The organism is Lacibacterium aquatile, assembly GCF_042683105.1.
In the GTDB taxonomy this organism is placed as follows: Bacteria; Pseudomonadota; Alphaproteobacteria; order Elsterales; family Elsteraceae; genus Lacibacterium; species Lacibacterium aquatile.
Genome location: NZ_JBHUIP010000008.1, coordinates 17,911 through 34,967, shown reverse-complemented (window position 1 = coordinate 34,967; position 17,057 = coordinate 17,911). Strand labels below are relative to the sequence as shown.

General features: G+C 60.3%; 29 protein-coding genes. 28 read left to right on the top strand and 1 reads right to left on the bottom strand.

The genetic code is table 11. The annotated features are described in order from the left end of the window. From ACFSM5_RS09005 to rplQ, 28 genes are all read left to right on the top strand, one after another. A partial coding sequence (locus tag ACFSM5_RS09005) for an EF-Tu C-terminal domain-related protein (RefSeq protein ID WP_379874487.1) occupies window positions 1-582 on the top strand: 582 nt, incomplete at its 5' end. Window positions 583-680: 98 nt separating this feature from the next. Continuing rightward, on the top strand, window positions 681-989 hold the full coding sequence (gene rpsJ / locus ACFSM5_RS09000) for a 30S ribosomal protein S10 (protein WP_379875996.1): 309 nt from the start codon (window positions 681-683) through the stop codon (window positions 987-989). Window positions 990-1,004: 15 nt separating this feature from the next. Next, complete coding sequence (rplC, locus tag ACFSM5_RS08995) at window positions 1,005-1,703, top strand: 50S ribosomal protein L3 (RefSeq protein WP_379875995.1); 699 nt, start codon at window positions 1,005-1,007, stop codon at window positions 1,701-1,703. A 2-nt stretch (window positions 1,704-1,705) separates the two neighbouring features. Continuing rightward, complete coding sequence (rplD, locus tag ACFSM5_RS08990; RefSeq protein WP_379875994.1) at window positions 1,706-2,323, top strand: 50S ribosomal protein L4; 618 nt, start codon at window positions 1,706-1,708, stop codon at window positions 2,321-2,323. Then, window positions 2,320-2,628, top strand: a complete 309-nt coding sequence (locus tag ACFSM5_RS08985; RefSeq protein ID WP_379875993.1) for a 50S ribosomal protein L23 — start codon at window positions 2,320-2,322, stop codon at window positions 2,626-2,628. The genes rplD and ACFSM5_RS08985 overlap by 4 nt, the downstream gene beginning before the upstream one ends. Before the next feature lie 4 nt (window positions 2,629-2,632). Next, a complete protein-coding gene (gene rplB / locus ACFSM5_RS08980; protein WP_379875992.1) occupies window positions 2,633-3,457 on the top strand; it encodes a 50S ribosomal protein L2 in 825 nt (274 codons plus the stop codon). Between the two features lie 12 nt (window positions 3,458-3,469). Continuing rightward, the gene (gene rpsS, locus ACFSM5_RS08975) at window positions 3,470-3,748 is read left to right on the top strand and encodes a 30S ribosomal protein S19 (RefSeq protein WP_379875991.1); all 279 of its coding nucleotides are present in this window, start codon (window positions 3,470-3,472) and stop codon (window positions 3,746-3,748) included. A 2-nt stretch (window positions 3,749-3,750) separates the two neighbouring features. After that, complete coding sequence (gene rplV / locus ACFSM5_RS08970) at window positions 3,751-4,131, top strand: 50S ribosomal protein L22 (protein ID WP_379875990.1); 381 nt, start codon at window positions 3,751-3,753, stop codon at window positions 4,129-4,131. Further along, window positions 4,131-4,808: a 30S ribosomal protein S3 gene (gene rpsC / locus ACFSM5_RS08965; protein WP_379875989.1), complete on the top strand. Its 678-nt coding sequence runs from the start codon at window positions 4,131-4,133 to the stop codon at window positions 4,806-4,808. Before rplV ends, rpsC begins: the two co-directional genes overlap by 1 nt. Before the next feature lie 30 nt (window positions 4,809-4,838). Continuing rightward, entirely contained in the window at window positions 4,839-5,258 is a 420-nt protein-coding gene (gene rplP / locus ACFSM5_RS08960; RefSeq protein ID WP_379875988.1) for a 50S ribosomal protein L16, read from the top strand. Between the two features lie 3 nt (window positions 5,259-5,261). Further along, window positions 5,262-5,456 carry a 50S ribosomal protein L29 gene (gene rpmC / locus ACFSM5_RS08955; protein ID WP_379875987.1) on the top strand — a complete coding sequence of 65 codons (195 nt, stop codon included), beginning with the start codon at window positions 5,262-5,264 and terminating at the stop codon, window positions 5,454-5,456. Between the two features lie 30 nt (window positions 5,457-5,486). Continuing rightward, window positions 5,487-5,744, top strand: coding sequence for a 30S ribosomal protein S17 (gene rpsQ / locus ACFSM5_RS08950; RefSeq protein ID WP_379875986.1), 258 nt, complete (start codon window positions 5,487-5,489; stop codon window positions 5,742-5,744). Window positions 5,745-5,747: 3 nt separating this feature from the next. Beyond that, a complete protein-coding gene (gene rplN, locus ACFSM5_RS08945) occupies window positions 5,748-6,116 on the top strand; it encodes a 50S ribosomal protein L14 (RefSeq protein ID WP_379875985.1) in 369 nt (122 codons plus the stop codon). Then, window positions 6,116-6,439, top strand: a complete 324-nt coding sequence (rplX, locus tag ACFSM5_RS08940; RefSeq protein WP_379875983.1) for a 50S ribosomal protein L24 — start codon at window positions 6,116-6,118, stop codon at window positions 6,437-6,439. The genes rplN and rplX overlap by 1 nt, the downstream gene beginning before the upstream one ends. 8 nt (window positions 6,440-6,447) lie before the next feature. Then, entirely contained in the window at window positions 6,448-6,990 is a 543-nt protein-coding gene (rplE, locus tag ACFSM5_RS08935) for a 50S ribosomal protein L5 (protein ID WP_379875982.1), read from the top strand. A 12-nt stretch (window positions 6,991-7,002) separates the two neighbouring features. Further along, entirely contained in the window at window positions 7,003-7,308 is a 306-nt protein-coding gene (gene rpsN / locus ACFSM5_RS08930) for a 30S ribosomal protein S14 (RefSeq protein ID WP_379875980.1), read from the top strand. Between the two features lie 17 nt (window positions 7,309-7,325). Beyond that, window positions 7,326-7,724: a 30S ribosomal protein S8 gene (gene rpsH / locus ACFSM5_RS08925; RefSeq protein ID WP_379875979.1), complete on the top strand. Its 399-nt coding sequence runs from the start codon at window positions 7,326-7,328 to the stop codon at window positions 7,722-7,724. Between the two features lie 12 nt (window positions 7,725-7,736). Beyond that, window positions 7,737-8,270: a 50S ribosomal protein L6 gene (rplF, locus tag ACFSM5_RS08920; protein WP_379875978.1), complete on the top strand. Its 534-nt coding sequence runs from the start codon at window positions 7,737-7,739 to the stop codon at window positions 8,268-8,270. A gap of 11 nt (window positions 8,271-8,281) precedes the next feature. After that, on the top strand, window positions 8,282-8,644 hold the full coding sequence (gene rplR / locus ACFSM5_RS08915) for a 50S ribosomal protein L18 (protein WP_379875977.1): 363 nt from the start codon (window positions 8,282-8,284) through the stop codon (window positions 8,642-8,644). Between the two features lie 16 nt (window positions 8,645-8,660). Next, the gene (gene rpsE, locus ACFSM5_RS08910; protein ID WP_379875976.1) at window positions 8,661-9,233 is read left to right on the top strand and encodes a 30S ribosomal protein S5; all 573 of its coding nucleotides are present in this window, start codon (window positions 8,661-8,663) and stop codon (window positions 9,231-9,233) included. Window positions 9,234-9,237: 4 nt separating this feature from the next. Beyond that, on the top strand, window positions 9,238-9,453 hold the full coding sequence (gene rpmD, locus ACFSM5_RS08905; RefSeq protein WP_379875975.1) for a 50S ribosomal protein L30: 216 nt from the start codon (window positions 9,238-9,240) through the stop codon (window positions 9,451-9,453). Between the two features lie 39 nt (window positions 9,454-9,492). Then, complete coding sequence (gene rplO, locus ACFSM5_RS08900; RefSeq protein ID WP_379875974.1) at window positions 9,493-9,963, top strand: 50S ribosomal protein L15; 471 nt, start codon at window positions 9,493-9,495, stop codon at window positions 9,961-9,963. A gap of 51 nt (window positions 9,964-10,014) precedes the next feature. Then, window positions 10,015-11,388 (top strand): preprotein translocase subunit SecY, encoded by a 1,374-nt coding sequence (gene secY / locus ACFSM5_RS08895; protein ID WP_379875973.1) that lies wholly within the window; start codon window positions 10,015-10,017, stop codon window positions 11,386-11,388. Then, the gene (locus tag ACFSM5_RS08890) at window positions 11,385-12,050 is read left to right on the top strand and encodes an adenylate kinase (RefSeq protein ID WP_379875972.1); all 666 of its coding nucleotides are present in this window, start codon (window positions 11,385-11,387) and stop codon (window positions 12,048-12,050) included. The genes secY and ACFSM5_RS08890 overlap by 4 nt, the downstream gene beginning before the upstream one ends. Before the next feature lie 90 nt (window positions 12,051-12,140). After that, the gene (rpsM, locus tag ACFSM5_RS08885) at window positions 12,141-12,509 is read left to right on the top strand and encodes a 30S ribosomal protein S13 (RefSeq protein WP_379875971.1); all 369 of its coding nucleotides are present in this window, start codon (window positions 12,141-12,143) and stop codon (window positions 12,507-12,509) included. A 13-nt stretch (window positions 12,510-12,522) separates the two neighbouring features. Next, window positions 12,523-12,915 carry a 30S ribosomal protein S11 gene (rpsK, locus tag ACFSM5_RS08880; protein WP_379875970.1) on the top strand — a complete coding sequence of 131 codons (393 nt, stop codon included), beginning with the start codon at window positions 12,523-12,525 and terminating at the stop codon, window positions 12,913-12,915. 124 nt (window positions 12,916-13,039) lie between these two features. Then, the gene (locus ACFSM5_RS08875) at window positions 13,040-14,056 is read left to right on the top strand and encodes a DNA-directed RNA polymerase subunit alpha (RefSeq protein ID WP_379875969.1); all 1,017 of its coding nucleotides are present in this window, start codon (window positions 13,040-13,042) and stop codon (window positions 14,054-14,056) included. A gap of 85 nt (window positions 14,057-14,141) precedes the next feature. Beyond that, on the top strand, window positions 14,142-14,567 hold the full coding sequence (gene rplQ, locus ACFSM5_RS08870; protein WP_379875968.1) for a 50S ribosomal protein L17: 426 nt from the start codon (window positions 14,142-14,144) through the stop codon (window positions 14,565-14,567). Window positions 14,568-14,702: 135 nt separating this feature from the next. Here the strand turns inward: rplQ and ACFSM5_RS08865 are convergent, their stop codons facing one another. After that, window positions 14,703-16,985: an NADP-dependent malic enzyme gene (locus ACFSM5_RS08865; protein ID WP_379875966.1), complete on the bottom strand. Its 2,283-nt coding sequence runs from the start codon at window positions 16,983-16,985 to the stop codon at window positions 14,703-14,705. Window positions 16,986-17,057 lie beyond the last annotated feature (72 nt).

The following is a 17,057-nucleotide window of genomic DNA, read 5'->3' as shown; positions in this document are numbered from 1 at the left end:
CAGCCGGAACGTCCGAAGGATCGTCCGTTCCTGATGCCGATCGAAGACGTGTTCTCGATCTCGGGTCGTGGCACCGTCGTGACCGGCCGTGTCGAACGCGGCATCGTGAAGGTCGGTGAAGAAATCGAAATCGTCGGCCTGAAGGCGACGGTCAAGACCACCGTGACCGGCGTTGAAATGTTCCGCAAGCTGCTGGACAGCGGTGAAGCGGGCGACAACATCGGCGCCCTGCTGCGCGGCACCAAGCGTGAAGACGTGGAACGTGGCCAGGTTCTGGCTGCTCCGGGTTCGATCCAGCCGCACACGAAGTTCAAGGCGGAAGCCTACATTCTGACGAAGGAAGAAGGCGGTCGTCACACCCCGTTCTTCTCCAACTATCGTCCGCAGTTCTACTTCCGCACCACCGACGTGACCGGTTCTGTGACCTTGCCTGAAGGCACGGAAATGGTTATGCCTGGGGACAATATCTCGATGGACGTCGAACTGATCGCCCCCATCGCGATGGACGAAGGTCTCCGTTTCGCTATTCGCGAAGGCGGACGCACCGTCGGCGCCGGCGTTGTCGCCAAGATCCTTGCCTGACGCTCTGGGCAAGGAACGACGCCAGAACTTGTAGAACCTTGGCTGATAGGGCCGGTGGATCACGGTGATCCATCGGCACCCAGCCGGAGAGAGACAAAATGGACAGCACCAACATCCGCATTCGGCTGAAGGCGTTCGACCATCGTGTTCTCGATCAGTCGACCAGCGAGATTGTGAACACGGCGAAGCGCACTGGCGCCCGCGTCCGTGGTCCGATCCCGCTCCCGACCCAGATCGAGCGCTTTACGGTCAACCGTTCGCCGCATATCGACAAGAAGAGCCGTGAACAATTCGAAGTGCGCACTCACAAGCGCATGCTCGACATTGTCGACCCGACTCCGCAGACCGTCGATGCTCTCATGAAACTGGATCTGGCGTCGGGTGTCGACGTCGAGATCAAGTTGTAATCGGGGGATCGATAGATGAAGCGGTCTGGTCTGATCGCCCAGAAGATGGGCATGACCCGGATCTTCAGTGCCGAGGGCGAACACGTCCCCGTCACGGTCCTCAAAGTTGACGCCTGCCAGGTCGTCGCCGTTCGTACCGAAGACAAGGATGGCTACAATGCCGTCCAGCTCGGCGTTGGCTCGGTCAAGGTGAAGAACGTCAATAAAGCCCAGCGCGAGACCTACTCGCGCGCTGGCGTCGAGCCGAAGCGCAAGCTGGCCGAATTCCGTGTCACCGCCGACGCCCTGCTGGACGTTGGTGCCGAACTGTCGGTCGAGCATTTCGTCTCGGGTCAGTTCGTCGACGTGACTGGTACCTCGGTTGGTAAGGGCTTTGCCGGCGGCATGAAGCGCCACAACTTCGGTGGTCTTCGCGCATCGCACGGTGTCTCGGTCTCGCATCGCTCGCATGGTTCGACCGGTAACCGTCAGGATCCGGGTAAGACCTTCAAGGGCAAGAAGATGGCCGGTCACATGGGCGATGTCCGCGTCACCACGCAGAATCTGCAGGTGGTTGCGACTGATGCCGAGCGTGGCCTCATCATGGTCAAGGGCGCCGTTCCGGGCTCGGCTGGTGGCTTTGTCATCGTCCGTGACGCGGTGAAGCGCAAGCTGCCCGATAGCGTGCCGATGCCGGCCGCTCTCAAGGCCGCTGCTGCCGAGGCGGGGAACTAACGATGAAATTCAAGCTCCACAATCTGAAGGCCGAAGAAGTCGGCACGATCGATCTGGCCGATGAAGTTTTCGGTCTGGAAAAGCGTGCAGACATTCTGACGCGTGTCGTCAATTGGCAGCTCGCCAAGCGCCGCTCGGGTACTCATAAGACCAAGGGCATCGCCGACATTCAGGGCACCACCAAGAAGCCGTACAACCAGAAGGGCACCGGTAATGCCCGCCAGGGCTCGCTGCGTTCGCCGCAGTTCCGTGGCGGCGCCGTGATCTTCGGGCCGGTCGTTCGCGATCATGGTTTCGACCTGCCCAAGAAGGTCCGCAAGCTCGGTCTGAAGACCGCTCTCTCGGCCAAGGCTGCTGACGGCAAGCTGATCGTCGTCGACAATTTCGCTGGCGTTGCCAAGACGAAGGATCTGGCCCTGTCGTTCTCCAAGAACGGTTGGACCTCGGTTCTCTTCATCGATGGTGCCGAACTGGCTGTCGACTTCTCGCGTGCTGCTCGGAACATCAAGAACATCGACGTGCTGCCCCAGCAGGGCGCCAACGTGTACGACATTCTGCGTCGTGACACGCTGGTCCTCTCGAAGGCCGCTGTCGAGTCGCTGGAGGCTCGCCTGAAATGAGCGCCGTGAAGCTTAGCCGCGAAGCGGCTTACGACATCATTCTGTCGCCGGTTATCACCGAAAAAGCGACCCGCGTGACCGAGTTCAACCAGGTCACGTTCAAGGTTCGCGTTGAAGCCACCAAGCCGCAGATCAAAGCTGCGGTCGAGATGGTCTTCGGTGTGAAGGTTCTTGGGGTCAACACCACGACCACCAAGGGCAAGAAGAAGCTGTTCCGCGGCCGTCCCGGCCAGCGTTCGGACTTCAAAAAGGCGATGGTGACCCTGGCCGAAGGCCAGACGATCGATCTGACGACGGGGGTCTGAGGCCATGGCGCTCAAGACTTTTAAGCCCATTACGCCGTCGCTCCGCCAGCTGGTGCTGGTGGACCGTTCGGAGTTGTGGAAGGGCAAGCCGGAAAAGACTCTGACCGAAGGTCTGACGAAGTCCGGTGGCCGTAACAACACGGGCCGTATCACGGCGTACAATATCGGTGGCGGTCATAAGCGTCGCTATCGTCTGGTCGACTTCAAGCGTCGCAAGTTCGACGTTCCGGCGACCGTTGAACGCCTCGAGTACGATCCCAATCGCACCGCGTTCATCGCCCTGATCAAGTATCAGGACGGCGAGCTTGCCTACATTCTGGCGCCGCAGCGTCTGAAGGTTGGCGATACCGTCGTCTCGGGTGACAAGACCGACGTGAAGCCCGGCAATGCAATGCCGCTGAAGAACGTCCCGGTCGGCACCATCGTCCACAATGTGGAGATGAAGGCCGGCAAGGGTGGTCAGCTGGCTCGCGCCGCCGGTTCGTACGCTCAGCTCGTTGGCCGCGACCAGGGTTATGCCCAGTTGCGTCTGGCCTCGGGTGAACTGCGTATGGTTCGCGGCGAATGCATGGCCTCTGTCGGTGCGGTGTCGAACCCGGATCAGCAGAACGTCAACTACGGTAAGGCTGGTCGTAAGCGCTGGTTGGGCGTTCGCCCGGTTGTTCGTGGCGTTGCCATGAACCCGGTCGATCATCCGCACGGTGGTGGTGAAGGCCGCACCTCTGGTGGCCGTCATCCGGTTACCCCGTGGGGCAAGCCCACCAAGGGCAAGAAGACCCGTAGCAACAAGTCGACGGACAAGCTCATTGTCCGCCGTCGTGCGAAGTAAAGGAGCCCTACCGTGGCGCGTTCTGTTTGGAAGGGCCCGTTTGTCGACGGTTACCTCCTGAAGAAAGCCGACAAGTCGCGTGCTTCGGGTCGTAACGAGGTGATCAAGATCTGGTCGCGTCGTTCGACGATCCTGCCGCAATTCGTTGGTCTGACCTTCGGCGTTTACAATGGCCAGAAGTTCATCCCGGTGCTGGTTAACGAGAACATGATTGGGCACAAGTTCGGTGAGTTCTCGCCGACCCGCACGTTCTACGGCCACGCAGCCGACAAGAAGGCGAAGAGGAAGTAGTCATGAGCAAGAAAGCCTTGCCACGGCAACTCGCCGACACCGAAGCGATGGCTGTGGTCCGCAACCTGCGTGTTTCGTCGCAGAAGCTGAACCTGGTCGCTCAGCTCATTCGTGGCAAGAAGGCGAATATCGCCCTTGCCGAGCTGACCTTCAGCACGAAGCGCATCGCGCAGGACGTGAAGAAGGCTCTGCAGTCGGCAATTGCCAATGCTGAGAACAATCACCAGCTGGACGTCGATCGTCTCTATATCAAAGAGGCGAGCGTCGGTCAGAGCTTCGAACTGAAGCGCTTCCACGCCCGCGCCCGCGGTCGTGCGTCGCGCATCGAGAAGCCGTATGCGCATCTGCGTATCGTGGTTCGTGAGCGCGAGGAGACCGTCTGATGGGTCAGAAAGTAAATCCGATCGGTCTGCGTCTGGGTATCAACCGGACGTGGGATTCGCGCTGGTACGCCAACCGCGATTATGCCGTCCTGCTGCACCAGGATCTGAAGCTCCGTAAGTTCCTTATGGATCGTCTGTCCTCGGCAGGCATTAGCCGCGTCGTCATCGAGCGCCCGGCGAAGAAGGCCCGCATTACCATTCACGCCGCCCGTCCGGGCGTCGTGATCGGTAAGAAGGGTGCCGACATCGAGAAGCTGAAGTCGGAACTGCAGAAGATCACCGGTGGTGAGGTCAACCTCAACATCGTCGAAATCCGTAAGCCGGAACTCGACGCCAAGCTGGTGGCCGAAAGCATTGCTCAGCAGCTCGAACGTCGTGTTGCCTTCCGCCGCGCGATGAAGCGTTCCGTCCAGTCGGCGATGCGCCTCGGCGCCCTTGGCATCCGGATCAATTGCTCCGGTCGTCTGGGCGGCGCGGAAATCGCTCGCATGGAATGGTATCGCGAAGGTCGCGTGCCGTTGCACACCCTGCGTGCTGACGTCGATTACGGCGTTGGTACCGCGAAGACCACCTACGGCACCTGCGGTGTCAAGGTTTGGGTCTTCAAGGGCGAAGTGCTGACGCACGACCCGATGGCGCAGGATAAGCGCGCCCTCGAACAGCAGCCCGCTCGCTGAGCGGCCGGCTGAACGATTGAGGACTGAACAATGCTGCAGCCGAAGCGCACTAAGTATCGTAAGGCCCATAAGGGCCGCATCCATGGCAATGCTAAGGGTGGCACCCAGCTCTCCTTCGGGTCGTTTGGCCTGAAGGCGCTGGAACCCGGTCGCATCACCGCTCGTCAGATCGAAGCGGCCCGCCGTGCGATGACCCGTCACATTCGCCGCGTGGGTCGTGTTTGGATCCGCGTGTTCCCGGATGTTCCGGTTTCCACGAAGCCTGCCGAAGTCCGCATGGGCTCCGGTAAGGGTTCGCCGGAATTCTGGGTGGCCCGCATTAAGCCGGGTCGCATCATGTTCGAGATGGACGGCGTGCCGAAGGAGACCGCTGAGCGGGCCTTCGAGCTGGCCGCCGCCAAGCTGCCGGTTGGCACGAAGTTCGTGCAGCGTATCGGCGAGGAGGCTTAAGCCATGAAAGCGTCTGACGTCCGTACGAAGTCGGAAGACCAGCTCAAGGATGAGCTGGTCAACCTGAAGAAAGAACAGTTCAACCTCCGTTTCCAGGCAGCGAGCGGACAGGCAGAAAACACCTCGCGTGTCAAGCAGGTCCGGCGGGATATAGCCCGTATAAAAACTGTACTGGCGGAAAAGGCTGCGATCCGTTAAAAGGGCCGCTCGCCTATTGGAGATACCTAAATGCCGAAGCGAGTTCTGCAAGGCACGGTGGTAAGCGACAAGGCTGACAAGACCATTACGGTTCTTGTCACCCGTCGCGTTATGCACCCTGTCTATAAGAAATTCATCACGCGCTCGAAGAAGTACGCAGCGCATGATGAGACGAACCACTTCAAGGCCGGCGACTTCGTGAAGATTCGCGAATGTCGTCCGATCTCGAAGTCCAAGACCTGGGAAGTCGTGACCGACGAGTCGGTTGCGGTTGCAAAAGGAGCGTAACCCATGATCCAGATGCAGACTAACCTGGACGTTGCCGACAATTCCGGCGCGCGCCGTGTCATGTGCATCAAGGTGCTGGGCGGCTCGAAGCGGCGTTTTGCCGCTGTCGGCGACATCATCGTGGTGTCGGTGAAAGAAGCGATTCCGCGTGGACGCGTCAAAAAGGGCGACGTTCATCGGGCGGTTATCGTTCGTACGGCGAAGGAAATTCGCCGCCTCGACGGTAGCACCATCCGCTTCGACACCAATGCGGCAGTTCTGATCAACAAGTCGAACGAGCCGATTGGCACTCGTATCTTCGGGCCGGTGACGCGTGAGCTGCGGTCGAAGAACTTCATGAAGATCATCTCGCTCGCGCCGGAAGTGCTGTGATGTCCCTGAAGCTCAAGATTAAAAAGGGCGACCAGGTGATTGTCACCACCGGTCGCGACCGCGGGAAGACTGGCGAAGTTTTCGAAGTCCTGCCCAAGGAAAACCGGGTCCGCGTCCGCGGCGTCAATCTCGTCAAGCGGCACACCCGCGCGACGGCGACTGCTGCTGGCGGTATCGTCGAGAAAGAAGCTGCGATTCAGATTTCGAACGTTTCGCACATCGATCCGAAGACGAAGCAGCCGACCCGTATCGGTTACAAGATCCTCGCTGACGGTCGCAAAGTTCGCTTTGCGAAGAAGTCGGGCGAGGTCATCGACGTTTGAGGCCTGATATGACCACTCGTATGCAAGATATCTACGAGAAGTCGGTTAAGGCCGCTCTCGTTGAAAAGTTCGGTTACAAGAACCCGATGCAGGTTCCGAAGATCGAAAAGATCGTCATCAACGTTGGCGTTGGCGAAGCCGCCACCGACAGCAAGAAGCTTGATGCCGCTCTTGGCGATATCGCTCTGATCACTGGTCAGCGCCCGATCAAGACCTACGCGAAGAAGTCGATTGCCGGCTTCAAGATCCGCGAGAACATGGGTCTTGGTATTAAGGTGACCCTGCGTCGCGACAAGATGTACGAATTCCTCGATCGTCTGATCACGATCGCGCTTCCGCGCGTTCGCGACTTCCGTGGCGTTTCGGCGAAGAGCTTTGATGGCCGTGGCAACTATGCCCTTGGTCTGAAGGAGCAGATCGTGTTCCCCGAAATCGATTATGATCGTGTCGATGCCGTTCGCGGTATGGATATCGTCATCGTCACCTCGGCGAATACCGACGATGAAGCTCGGGAGCTGCTCCGCGGCTTCCAGATGCCCTTCGCGTCGTAACGGAGAGAGCAGATGGCGAAGACGAGCGCTGTTAAGAAGAACGAACGTCGCGAGACGTTGTCGAAGAAGTTCGCTGCCAAGCGCGCTAAGCTGAAGGCGATCCAGATGGATCGTTCTGCCCCGATCGAAGAGCGGTTTGCCGCTGCTTTGAAGATGGCGGAGCTTCCGCGTGACGGTTCGAAGATCCGTATCCGGAATCGGTGTGAACTCACCGGCCGTCCGCGTGCGGTCTATCGGAAGTTCAAGCTGTGCCGTATTGCACTGCGTGAAATGGCGTCGGCCGGCCAGATTCCTGGCGTGGTCAAGGCTAGCTGGTAAGATAGGAGTAACTGGATATGGCGATGAGCGATCCCCTTGGGGATATGCTGACGCGCATCCGTAATGCCCAGCATGCCCGGATGTCGGTGGTTAATTCCCCGGCCTCCAAGCTGCGGGCCAACGTGCTTGATGTGCTGCAACGCGAAGGTTTCATTCGTGGCTACAGCCAGCACGAGGTGCGCGCCGGCGTCAACGAACTGCGTGTCGAATTGAAGTACCACGAGGGCCAGCCGGCGATTAAGGAGATCGGTCGTGTCTCCAAGCCGGGTCGTCGCGTCTACACCAAGATCAAAGACCTTCCGAAGGTCTACAACGGTCTGGGTATCGCGATCCTGTCGACCCCCCGTGGCGTGATGTCGGATGCCGAGGCTCGTACCGCCAATGTTGGCGGCGAAGTCCTCGCCCGTGTGTTCTAAGGAGCGCACGCGATGTCTCGTGTAGGTAAATACCCCGTGACGGTTCCTGCCGGTGTCAGCGTGACGCTGAACGGTGGCCAGCTGGTCGCGAAGGGCAAGTTGGGTGAGCTGACGCTTGCCATCTCGAACGAAGTCGAAACCAAGATCGAGGGCAACCTCATCTCCGTCTCGCCGAAGTCGGATGCCAAGTTCGCTCGTGCGATGTGGGGTACCACTCGCGCCCTGCTGAACAACATGGTCAAGGGCGTGTCCGAGGGTTTCTCGCGCCGTCTCGAGATCAACGGTGTCGGTTATCGTGCCGACGTCCAGGGCAAGAAGCTGACCTTGAAGCTCGGCTACTCCCACGACGTCATCTACGACATTCCGGCCGACGTGAATATCGTCGCCGAGAAGCCGACTCTGCTCGTCGTTTCGGGTGCTGACCGCCAGAAGGTTGGTCAGGTTGCGGCCGAGATTCGTTCGTACCGTGGTCCGGAGCCCTACAAGGGCAAGGGCATTAAGTACGAAGACGAATTCATCGTCCGTAAAGAAGGCAAGAAGAAGTAAGGATCACAGCCATGATGAAGCCGAAGGAACTATTCGAGCGTCGTCAGCGGCGTGTCCGCTCTCGACTGCGCGCGACGTCCAATGGACGTCTGCGTCTGTCCATTTTCCGCTCGAGCCAGCATATCTATGCTCAGATCATCGACGATGTTCAGGGTATCACTATCGCCGCCGCCTCCTCGATCGAGAAGGATCTGAAGGGCAAGCTGAAGACCGGTGCCGATATCGAGGCAGCCAAGGTCGTCGGCAAGCTGGTCGCCGAACGCGCCATTGCAAAGGGCGTTTCGACGGTCGTCTTCGATCGTGGTGGTTATCTGTTCCACGGCCGGGTGAAAGCCCTGGCCGACGCCGCCCGCGAAGGCGGGTTGGCGTTCTAAGGAAGGAGGGCGAAAAATGGCCCGTGAAGAACGTCAACAGCGCGACCGCCAGCCGCGCGAACGCGACGAGCCGGAGCTGATTGAAAAGCTCGTAGGCATCAATCGCGTTGCCAAGGTCGTGAAGGGTGGTCGCCGTTTCGGCTTCGCCGCTCTCGTGATCGTCGGTGACGGCAAGGGCCGCGTCGGCCATGGATCGGGCAAGGCCCGTGAAGTGCCCGAAGCGATCCGTAAGGCCACCGAACAGGCAAAGCGCAACATGGTGCGCGTCCCCTTGCGTGAAAACCGCACGCTGCATCACGACAGCCATGGTCACTTCGGTGCCGGTCGCGTCGTGGTTCGTGCAGCGAGCGCCGGTACCGGCATCATCGCCGGTGGTCCGATGCGCGCGGTGTTCGAAGCCCTGGGCGTGCAGGACGTGGTTGCCAAGTCGCTTGGCACCTCGAACCCGCACAACATGATCAAGGCAACTTTCGACGCCCTCGTGGCCGCCAACAGCCCGCGTGCTGTTGCTGCCCGCCGTGGCAAGAAGGTCGCTGACATCCTTGGTCGTCGCGACGGTGAAGCCGCCGCGGCTGCTGTGAAGGAGTAGGATCATGGCCGCAAAGAAGACCGAGAAGACCGCCGAAAAGAAGACCGTTACGGTCACTCAGATCGGCAGCCCGATCGGCCGCGAGGCTTATCAGCGTGATACGCTGAAGGGCCTGGGCCTGAACAAAATGCACCGGAGCCGTGTGCTGGAGGATACTCCGGCCGTGCGTGGCATGATCCGTGCCGTGCACCACCTGGTGAAAGTCGAGGAGCAGGCGTAGGCCCGTTGGGCTTACGTCGCTTCTTAAAGGGGATACACCATGAAGCTCAACGAGATCCGGGACAATCCCGGTGCTCATAAGCATCGCAAGCGTGTTGGTCGTGGTATCGGCTCTGGTAAGGGCAAGACCTCGGGCAGCGGTGTGAAGGGCCAGAAGTCGCGTACCGGTGTTGCCATCGGTGGCTTCGAAGGCGGTCAGATGCCTCTGCATCGCCGTCTGCCGAAGCGCGGTTTCAAGAATATTTTCCGCAAGGAATATCAGGTCGTCAATCTGGGTCGTATCCAGAAGGCGATCGACGAAGGCAAGCTCCAGGCCTCGGATATCGACGGTGCGAAGCTCCAGGCCGCTGGTCTGGTTCGCGTCGGCGATGCTCCGATCCGCCTCCTGAACAAGGGCGCGCTTTCGGCTAAGATCTCTGTGTCGATCGACTCTGCTTCGGCAGCTGCGGTTGCTGCGGTCGAAAAGGCGGGTGGCAAGGTTGCTCTCCCGGCCGTGGAAGCTGCCGCTTAACGCGGCAGCTCTCCCTCTTTTGTTTCCAACAGTCTGACGGTTCCGGAAAAGATGGCTTCTGCTGCCGAGCAATTGGCTGCCAACCTAAACTTCGGCGCGCTCGCGAAAGCAGCGGAGCTGAAGAATCGTATCTGGTTCACGCTGGCTGCGCTGGTCGTGTACCGGCTGGGGACCTATATCCCCTTGCCGGGCATTGACCCCTCGGTCCTGAACGAGATTTTCCGCCAGAACGCTGGTGGCATTCTCGGCATGTTCGACATGCTGGCGGGTGGAGCTCTCGGTCGTATGACCGTGTTCGCCCTTAACATCATGCCCTACATCTCGGCCTCGATCATCATTCAGCTCATGACGGCGGTTAGCCCGAAGCTGGAAGCGGTGAAGAAGGAAGGCGAGAGCGGGCGCAAGATTCTTAATCAATATACCCGTTACCTGACGGTGCTCCTGGCGACTGTCCAGGCCTATGGCATCTCGGTCGGGCTTGAAAGCTTCCAGGGCTCGAATGGCCCGGCGGTTCTCGCGGTCGCTTCTGGCGCTGCGGCGGACCTCTGGTTCTTCCGGGCGACGGCGGTCATCACTCTGGTCGGCGGCACCATGTTCGTCATGTGGCTGGGTGAGCAGATCACCGCTCGCGGTATCGGCAACGGTATCTCGCTGATCATTTTCGCGGGTATCGTCGCCAATTTGCCGCAGGCTCTGGCCGGTACGCTTGAACTCGGTCGTACGGGTGCTCTGTCCGCTGCCTTCATCCTGCTGCTGCTGATCGTTGTTGTGGCCGTGATCGCGTTCATCGTGTTCATGGAGCGCGCTCAGCGCCGGGTGCTGGTGCAGTACCCCAAGCGCCAGGTCGGCAATAAGATGTTCGGTGGCGAGAGCTCGCATCTGCCGCTGAAGCTGAACACCGCTGGCGTGATCCCGCCGATCTTCGCCTCGTCCCTGCTGCTGTTGCCCGCGACCATTGCTGGCTTCTCCGGGCAGAGTGCTGCGACGCAGCCGGCGTGGCTGAACTGGATCACGACGCATCTTGCCCATGGTGCACCGCTGTACCTGGGGCTCTATATCGCGCTGATCATCTTCTTCTGCTTCTTCTATACCGCGATCGTTTTCAATCCGGTTGAGACCGCAGATAATCTGAAGAAATACGGTGGCTTTGTGCCGGGCATCCGTCCGGGTAAGAACACCGCTGATCATCTCGATCATATCCTGACGCGTCTGACCGTTCTCGGTGCTCTCTATATCGCGGCGATTTGCGCACTCCCGGAACTTTTGATTTCGCAGTACTCAGTACCCTTCTACTTTGGCGGCACCAGCCTGCTGATTGTGGTCTCTGTGACGATGGATACCGTCGCCCAGGTCCATAGCCATCTGCTGGCGCACCAATACGAAGGTCTGATCAAGAAATCAAAACTGCGGGGGAGGCGTGGATGAACATTATCCTTTTGGGACCGCCGGGCGCCGGTAAAGGCACTCAGGCCCAGTACCTTCAGGATACGCACGGCCTGGTTCAGCTTTCGACCGGCGACATGCTGCGTGCAGCAGTGGCGTCTGGCTCGAAGCTGGGTCAGCAGGCGAAGACCATCATGGAAGCGGGCCAGCTGGTTCCCGATGCCGTGATGGTGGCCCTGATCGCCGACCGGATCTCGCAGCCCGACTGCAAGAACGGGTTCATTCTCGATGGTTTCCCGCGCACCGTCCGCCAGGCAGAAGCCCTGGACGAGATGCTGCAGGAAAAAGGACTGCAACTCGATGCCGTTATCGAGATGAAGGTCGATGATGCTGCCCTGACCGGGCGCATTACCGGTCGCTTCTCGTGCAAGAACTGCGGCGCGGGTTATCACGACGCGTTTAAGAAGCCTAAGGTCGAAGGTGTCTGCGACAAGTGTGGCCGCATGGAATTCGTGCGCCGCGCTGACGACACGGTCGAAGCTGTTTCGACCCGACTGAAGGTCTATCACGACCAGACTGCGCCGATTCTACCCTACTTCCGTAACAAGGGTGTTCTGCGCTCCGTCAATGGTATGGCGGATATAAAAGACGTTACCGGAGCCATCGAAGAGATTCTTCGTGAATCCGGTGCTAAGGTGAATTGACTCTTCGGACTACAGACCTATAATGCCGCGCCTTAAACGGATGGCGGCGCTAGGCGCTTTAGTCCTAGTGAAACTTGAGGAGAACGTGGCGTGGCGCGCATTGCTGGCGTGAACATCCCGACGCAGAAGCGTATTGAGATCGGCCTGACCTACATTTTTGGTATCGGTCCGACCAAGGCGAAAGAAATCTGCGAGAAGCTGGGCTTTGCGGCCGAGCGTCGGGTTCACCAACTGACCGACGAAGAGATTTTGCGGATTCGTGAACTCATTGACCGTGACTATACGGTCGAGGGTGATCTTCGTCGCGAAGTCGCCATGAACATTAAGCGGCTGATGGATCTCGGCTGCTATCGCGGGCTGCGTCACCGTAAGGGCCTTCCGGTCCGCGGTCAGCGCACCCATACCAATGCCCGTACCCGCAAGGGTAAGGCTAAGCCGATTGCCGGCAAGAAGAAGTAAGAAGGTTTAGCCGATGGCCAAGGCCCCAGCCACCCGCATTCGTCGCCGCGAACGTAAGAACATTACGGCCGGTGTTGCGCATGTGAATGCGTCCTTCAACAACACGATGATTACGATCACCGATGCGCAAGGCAACGTGATCGCCTGGTCCTCTTCGGGTACCAAGGGCTTCAAGGGTTCGCGCAAGTCGACCCCGTACGCTGCCCAGATGGCTGCCGAAGATGCTGGCCGCAAGGCGATGGAACACGGCATGCGCACCCTGGAGGTCGAGGTGAAGGGTCCGGGTGCCGGCCGCGAGTCCGCTCTGCGCGCTCTGCAGTCGGTCGGTTTCTCGGTCACGTCCATCCGCGACGTTACCCCGATCCCGCACAACGGCTGCCGCCCGCCGAAGCGTCGTCGCGTCTGACGACTGCCGACGCCTCGTTTCGACGGTCCCGCCGCAGGCCGGAGTTTCCCGGCTACGCGGCGGGGCTTCTGCCGTTCAGGCTCGATTGATCCTCTCCGCTTTTCATAACTGGGGTTATCGTCCCGTGATTCAAAAGAACTGGCAGGCACTGATTAAGCCGAACAAGCTTACCGTCGATCAGGGTGATGATCCTGCGCGGGTTGCCACCGTTGTCGCCGAGCCGCTCGAACGCGGCTTTGGTCTGACGCTCGGCAACGCCATTCGCCGGATCCTGCTCTCGTCGCTTCAGGGCGCCGCCGTTACGGCCGTCCAGATCGAAGGCGTGCTGCACGAATTCTCGTCGGTTGCTGGTGTCCGCGAAGACGTCACCGACATCGTTCTGAACGTCAAGTCGCTCGCGCTGCGTATGCATGGCGAAGGTCCGAAGAAGATCCGTGTCAAGGCGACCGGTCCCTGCACCGTGACCGCCGGCATGATCGAGACGGGCGCTGACATCGAGGTGATGAACCCCGATCTCGTGCTCTGCACCCTCGACCGCGACGCCAAGATCGTGATGGAGATGACGGTAAACATCGGCAAGGGCTATGTGCCTGCTGCCATGAACCGCCCGGAAGATGCCCCGATCGGTCTGATCCCGGTCGACGCGCTCTTCTCGCCGGTCCGTAAGGTTTCCTATAAAGTCGAGAACACCCGTGTCGGTCAGCAGACCGATTACGACAAGCTCTCGATGCGTATCGAAACCAATGGCGCCGTTACGCCTGAAGACGCCGTTGCGCTGGCCGCCCGCATCATGCAGGACCAGCTCTCGCTCTTCATCAACTTCGACGAGCCGCAGCCTGTGGCCGCTGAAGCTGGCGACAGCGATCTGCCGTTCAACAAGAACCTGCTGCGTAAGGTCGATGAACTCGAGCTGTCGGTCCGTTCGGCGAACTGCCTGAAGAACGACAACATCGTCTACATCGGCGATCTGGTTCAGAAGACCGAAGCAGAGATGCTTCGCACGCCGAACTTCGGCCGCAAGTCGCTGAACGAGATCAAGGAAGTGCTGGCTCAGATGGGTCTGCACCTCGGCATGGAAATCACCGGTTGGCCGCCTGAGAACATCGAAGAGTTGGCCAAGCGTCTCGAAGAACCCTATTGATCGTTATTCCCGCCTCCGGCTCTGTCGGGGGCGGGCGGATACCCACGAGCTATCGCCCGGTAGGTCCGGTTAAGGAGTTAGATAAATGCGTCACGGTATGAGCGGTCGTAAGCTGAACCGCACCAGCAGCCACCGCAAGGCAATGTTCAAGAACCTTGCCCAGGCGCTGATTAAGCACGAGCAGATCACCACGACCCTGCCGAAGGCGAAAGACCTTCGTCCGATCGTCGAGAAGCTCATTTCGCTCGGCAAGCGCGGCGATCTGCATGCGCGTCGTCAGGCATTCGCCGAACTGCGCGACGAAACCATCACCAAGAAGCTTTTCGAAGTGCTGGCAAAGCGCTACGAGAACCGTCAGGGCGGCTATGCTCGCATCCTGAAGGCCGGCTTCCGCTATGGCGATGCCGCTCCGATGGCCGTCATCGAACTCGTCGATCGTGATCCGGAAGCCAAGGGCCTGGATAGCAGTCCGATTTCGGGCGAAGAGACAGAGGAAGCGGCGGCCGCCTAACACGGCTGCCCCGACCGACCGGGAATAAGAGGCGCCGTCGTAAGACGGCGCCTCTTTCTTTTGCGCGGTTACCGGCTTGAAAAAGAGGCGCCCGGCTTTCGCTGGGCGCCTTTTGGCGTTCCGATGCTCGGGAGGTCAGCCGACCATCTTCGCCTGCGTCTGGGCGTCCACGGCGGCCACGGCGGTCATATTGATGATGCCGCGCACGGTGACCGAGGGGGTGAGGATATGGGCGGGCTTCGACACACCCATCAGGATCGGACCGACCGATAGCCCTTCGCCCAGCACCTTCAGCAGATTGAAGGCGATGTTCGAGGCATCGATGGCGGGCAGGATCAGGAGGTTGGCGGCACCGGTCAGGCGCGAGTTCGGGAACACACGCTTGCGGATTTCTTCCGACAGGGCGGCATCGCCATGCATTTCACCGTCGACCTCAAGGTTGGGGGCCTTGTCGATGATCTTGGTGAGCGCATCCCGCATCTTCTGGGCCGAGGGTGCGTCCGAACCACCGAAGTTCGAATGCGACAGCAGGGCCACCTTAGGCTCGATACCGAAGCGGCGGATTTCTTCGGCCGCCATCAGGGTCATCTCGGCGATCTGATCTGGGGTCGGGTCGCGCTGGACGTGGGTGTCGCACAGGAAGTAGGTGCCGCGCGACAGCAGCAGGGTGTTCAGCGCGTAGCAGCCCGTGGCGCCCGGTGCCATGCCGATGATGTCGCGGATATACTGCAGGTGCCGGTGATAGCGCCCGACGGTGCCGCAGATCATGGCATCAGCCTCGCCGCGCCGGACCATCAGCGCGGCGATGACGGAGGTGCGGGTACGCACGATGGTGCGGGCATTGTCCGGGCTGACGCCCTTGCGCTCCATCAGGCTGTGATAGAGCTGGCTATATTCGTTGTAGCGCGGGTCGCTTTCGGGGTTACAGACCTCGAAACTGGTGCCGATCTTGAGGCGCAGGCCCAGCTTGGCGATACGCTGTTCGATGACGCTCGGGCGGCCGATCAGGATCGGATGCACCAGCTTCTCGTCGACCACCACCTGGATGGCCCGCAGGACGCGTTCTTCCTCGCCCTCGGCATAGACGACGCGCTTCTTGTCGTTGCGCGCGCGCTCGAACAGCGGACGCATGACCTGACCGGAGCGATAGACGAAGAGCGACAGCTGTTCGCGATAGGCATCGAAATCCAGGATCGGGCGGGTGGCGACACCGCTATCCATCGCCGCCTTGGCGACCGCCGGGGCGATCTCCACGATCAGGCGTGGATCGAAGGGTTTTGGGATCAGGAATTCCGGCCCGAAGGTCAGTTCCTGATCGCCATAGGCCTTGGCGACGACTTCCGAGGTTTCGGCCATGGCAAGGTCGGCGATGGCGCGCACGCAGGCGATCTTCATCGCTTCGTTGATCGTGGTCGCGCCCACGTCCAGGGCGCCGCGGAAGATGAAGGGGAAGCAGAGGACGTTGTTGACCTGATTGGGATAGTCCGAGCGGCCGGTAGCGATGACGGCATCGTCACGCACCGCCTGCACTTCTTCGGGCATGATCTCCGGCGTCGGATTGGCCAGCGCCAGGATCAGCGGCTTGGGGGCCATCTTCTTGACCATCTCGGCCTTCAGCACGCCGGGGGCGGACAGGCCGAGGAAGATGTCGGCATCGTCGATCACTTCACCCAGGGTGCGCTTGTCGGTCGGTCGGGCATAGCGCTCCTTGCGCTTGTCCATCAGCTCGTTGCGGCCCTGATAGACGACACCGACGACATCGGTGACCCAGATGTTCTCCAGCGGCATGCCCATATCGACCAGCAGGTCGAGGCAGGCCAGCGCAGCGGCACCGGCGCCGGACACCACCAGCTTCACCTTGGTGATGTCCTTGCCGACCACGCGCAGGCCATTGAGGATCGCGGCATTGACGATGATGGCGGTGCCATGCTGGTCGTCATGGAAGACCGGGATCTTCATGCGCTCGCGCAGTTTGCCTTCGACCTCGAAGCATTCCGGCGCCTTGATGTCTTCCAGATTGATCGCGCCGAAGGTCGGCTCCAGGGCGGCGATCACCTCGACCAGCTTGGCCGGGTCCTTCTCGTCGATTTCGATATCGAAGCAGTCGATACCGGCGAACTTCTTGAAGAGGACGGCCTTGCCTTCCATCACCGGCTTGGAAGCCAGCGGACCGATATCGCCCAGACCCAGGACGGCGGTGCCATTGGTGATGACGGCGACGAGGTTGCCGCGGCTGGTATAGCGGACGGCTTCGGACGGGTCCTCAGCAATCGCGGTGCAGGCATAGGCCACACCGGGGGAGTAGGCGAGGGCCAGGTCGCGCTGTGTCGCCATCGGCTTGGTGGCAACCATCGCCAGTTTGCCCGGCGTCGGTAAGCGGTGATATTCCAGCGCCGCTTCCCGGATGTCCTCGGCCATTCGCATCTCCTCCCGCGTAAGCTTGTAGGGTCCGCTTCAGCGAACCTGCTGGTTTTGGTTAGCCGATGCGGG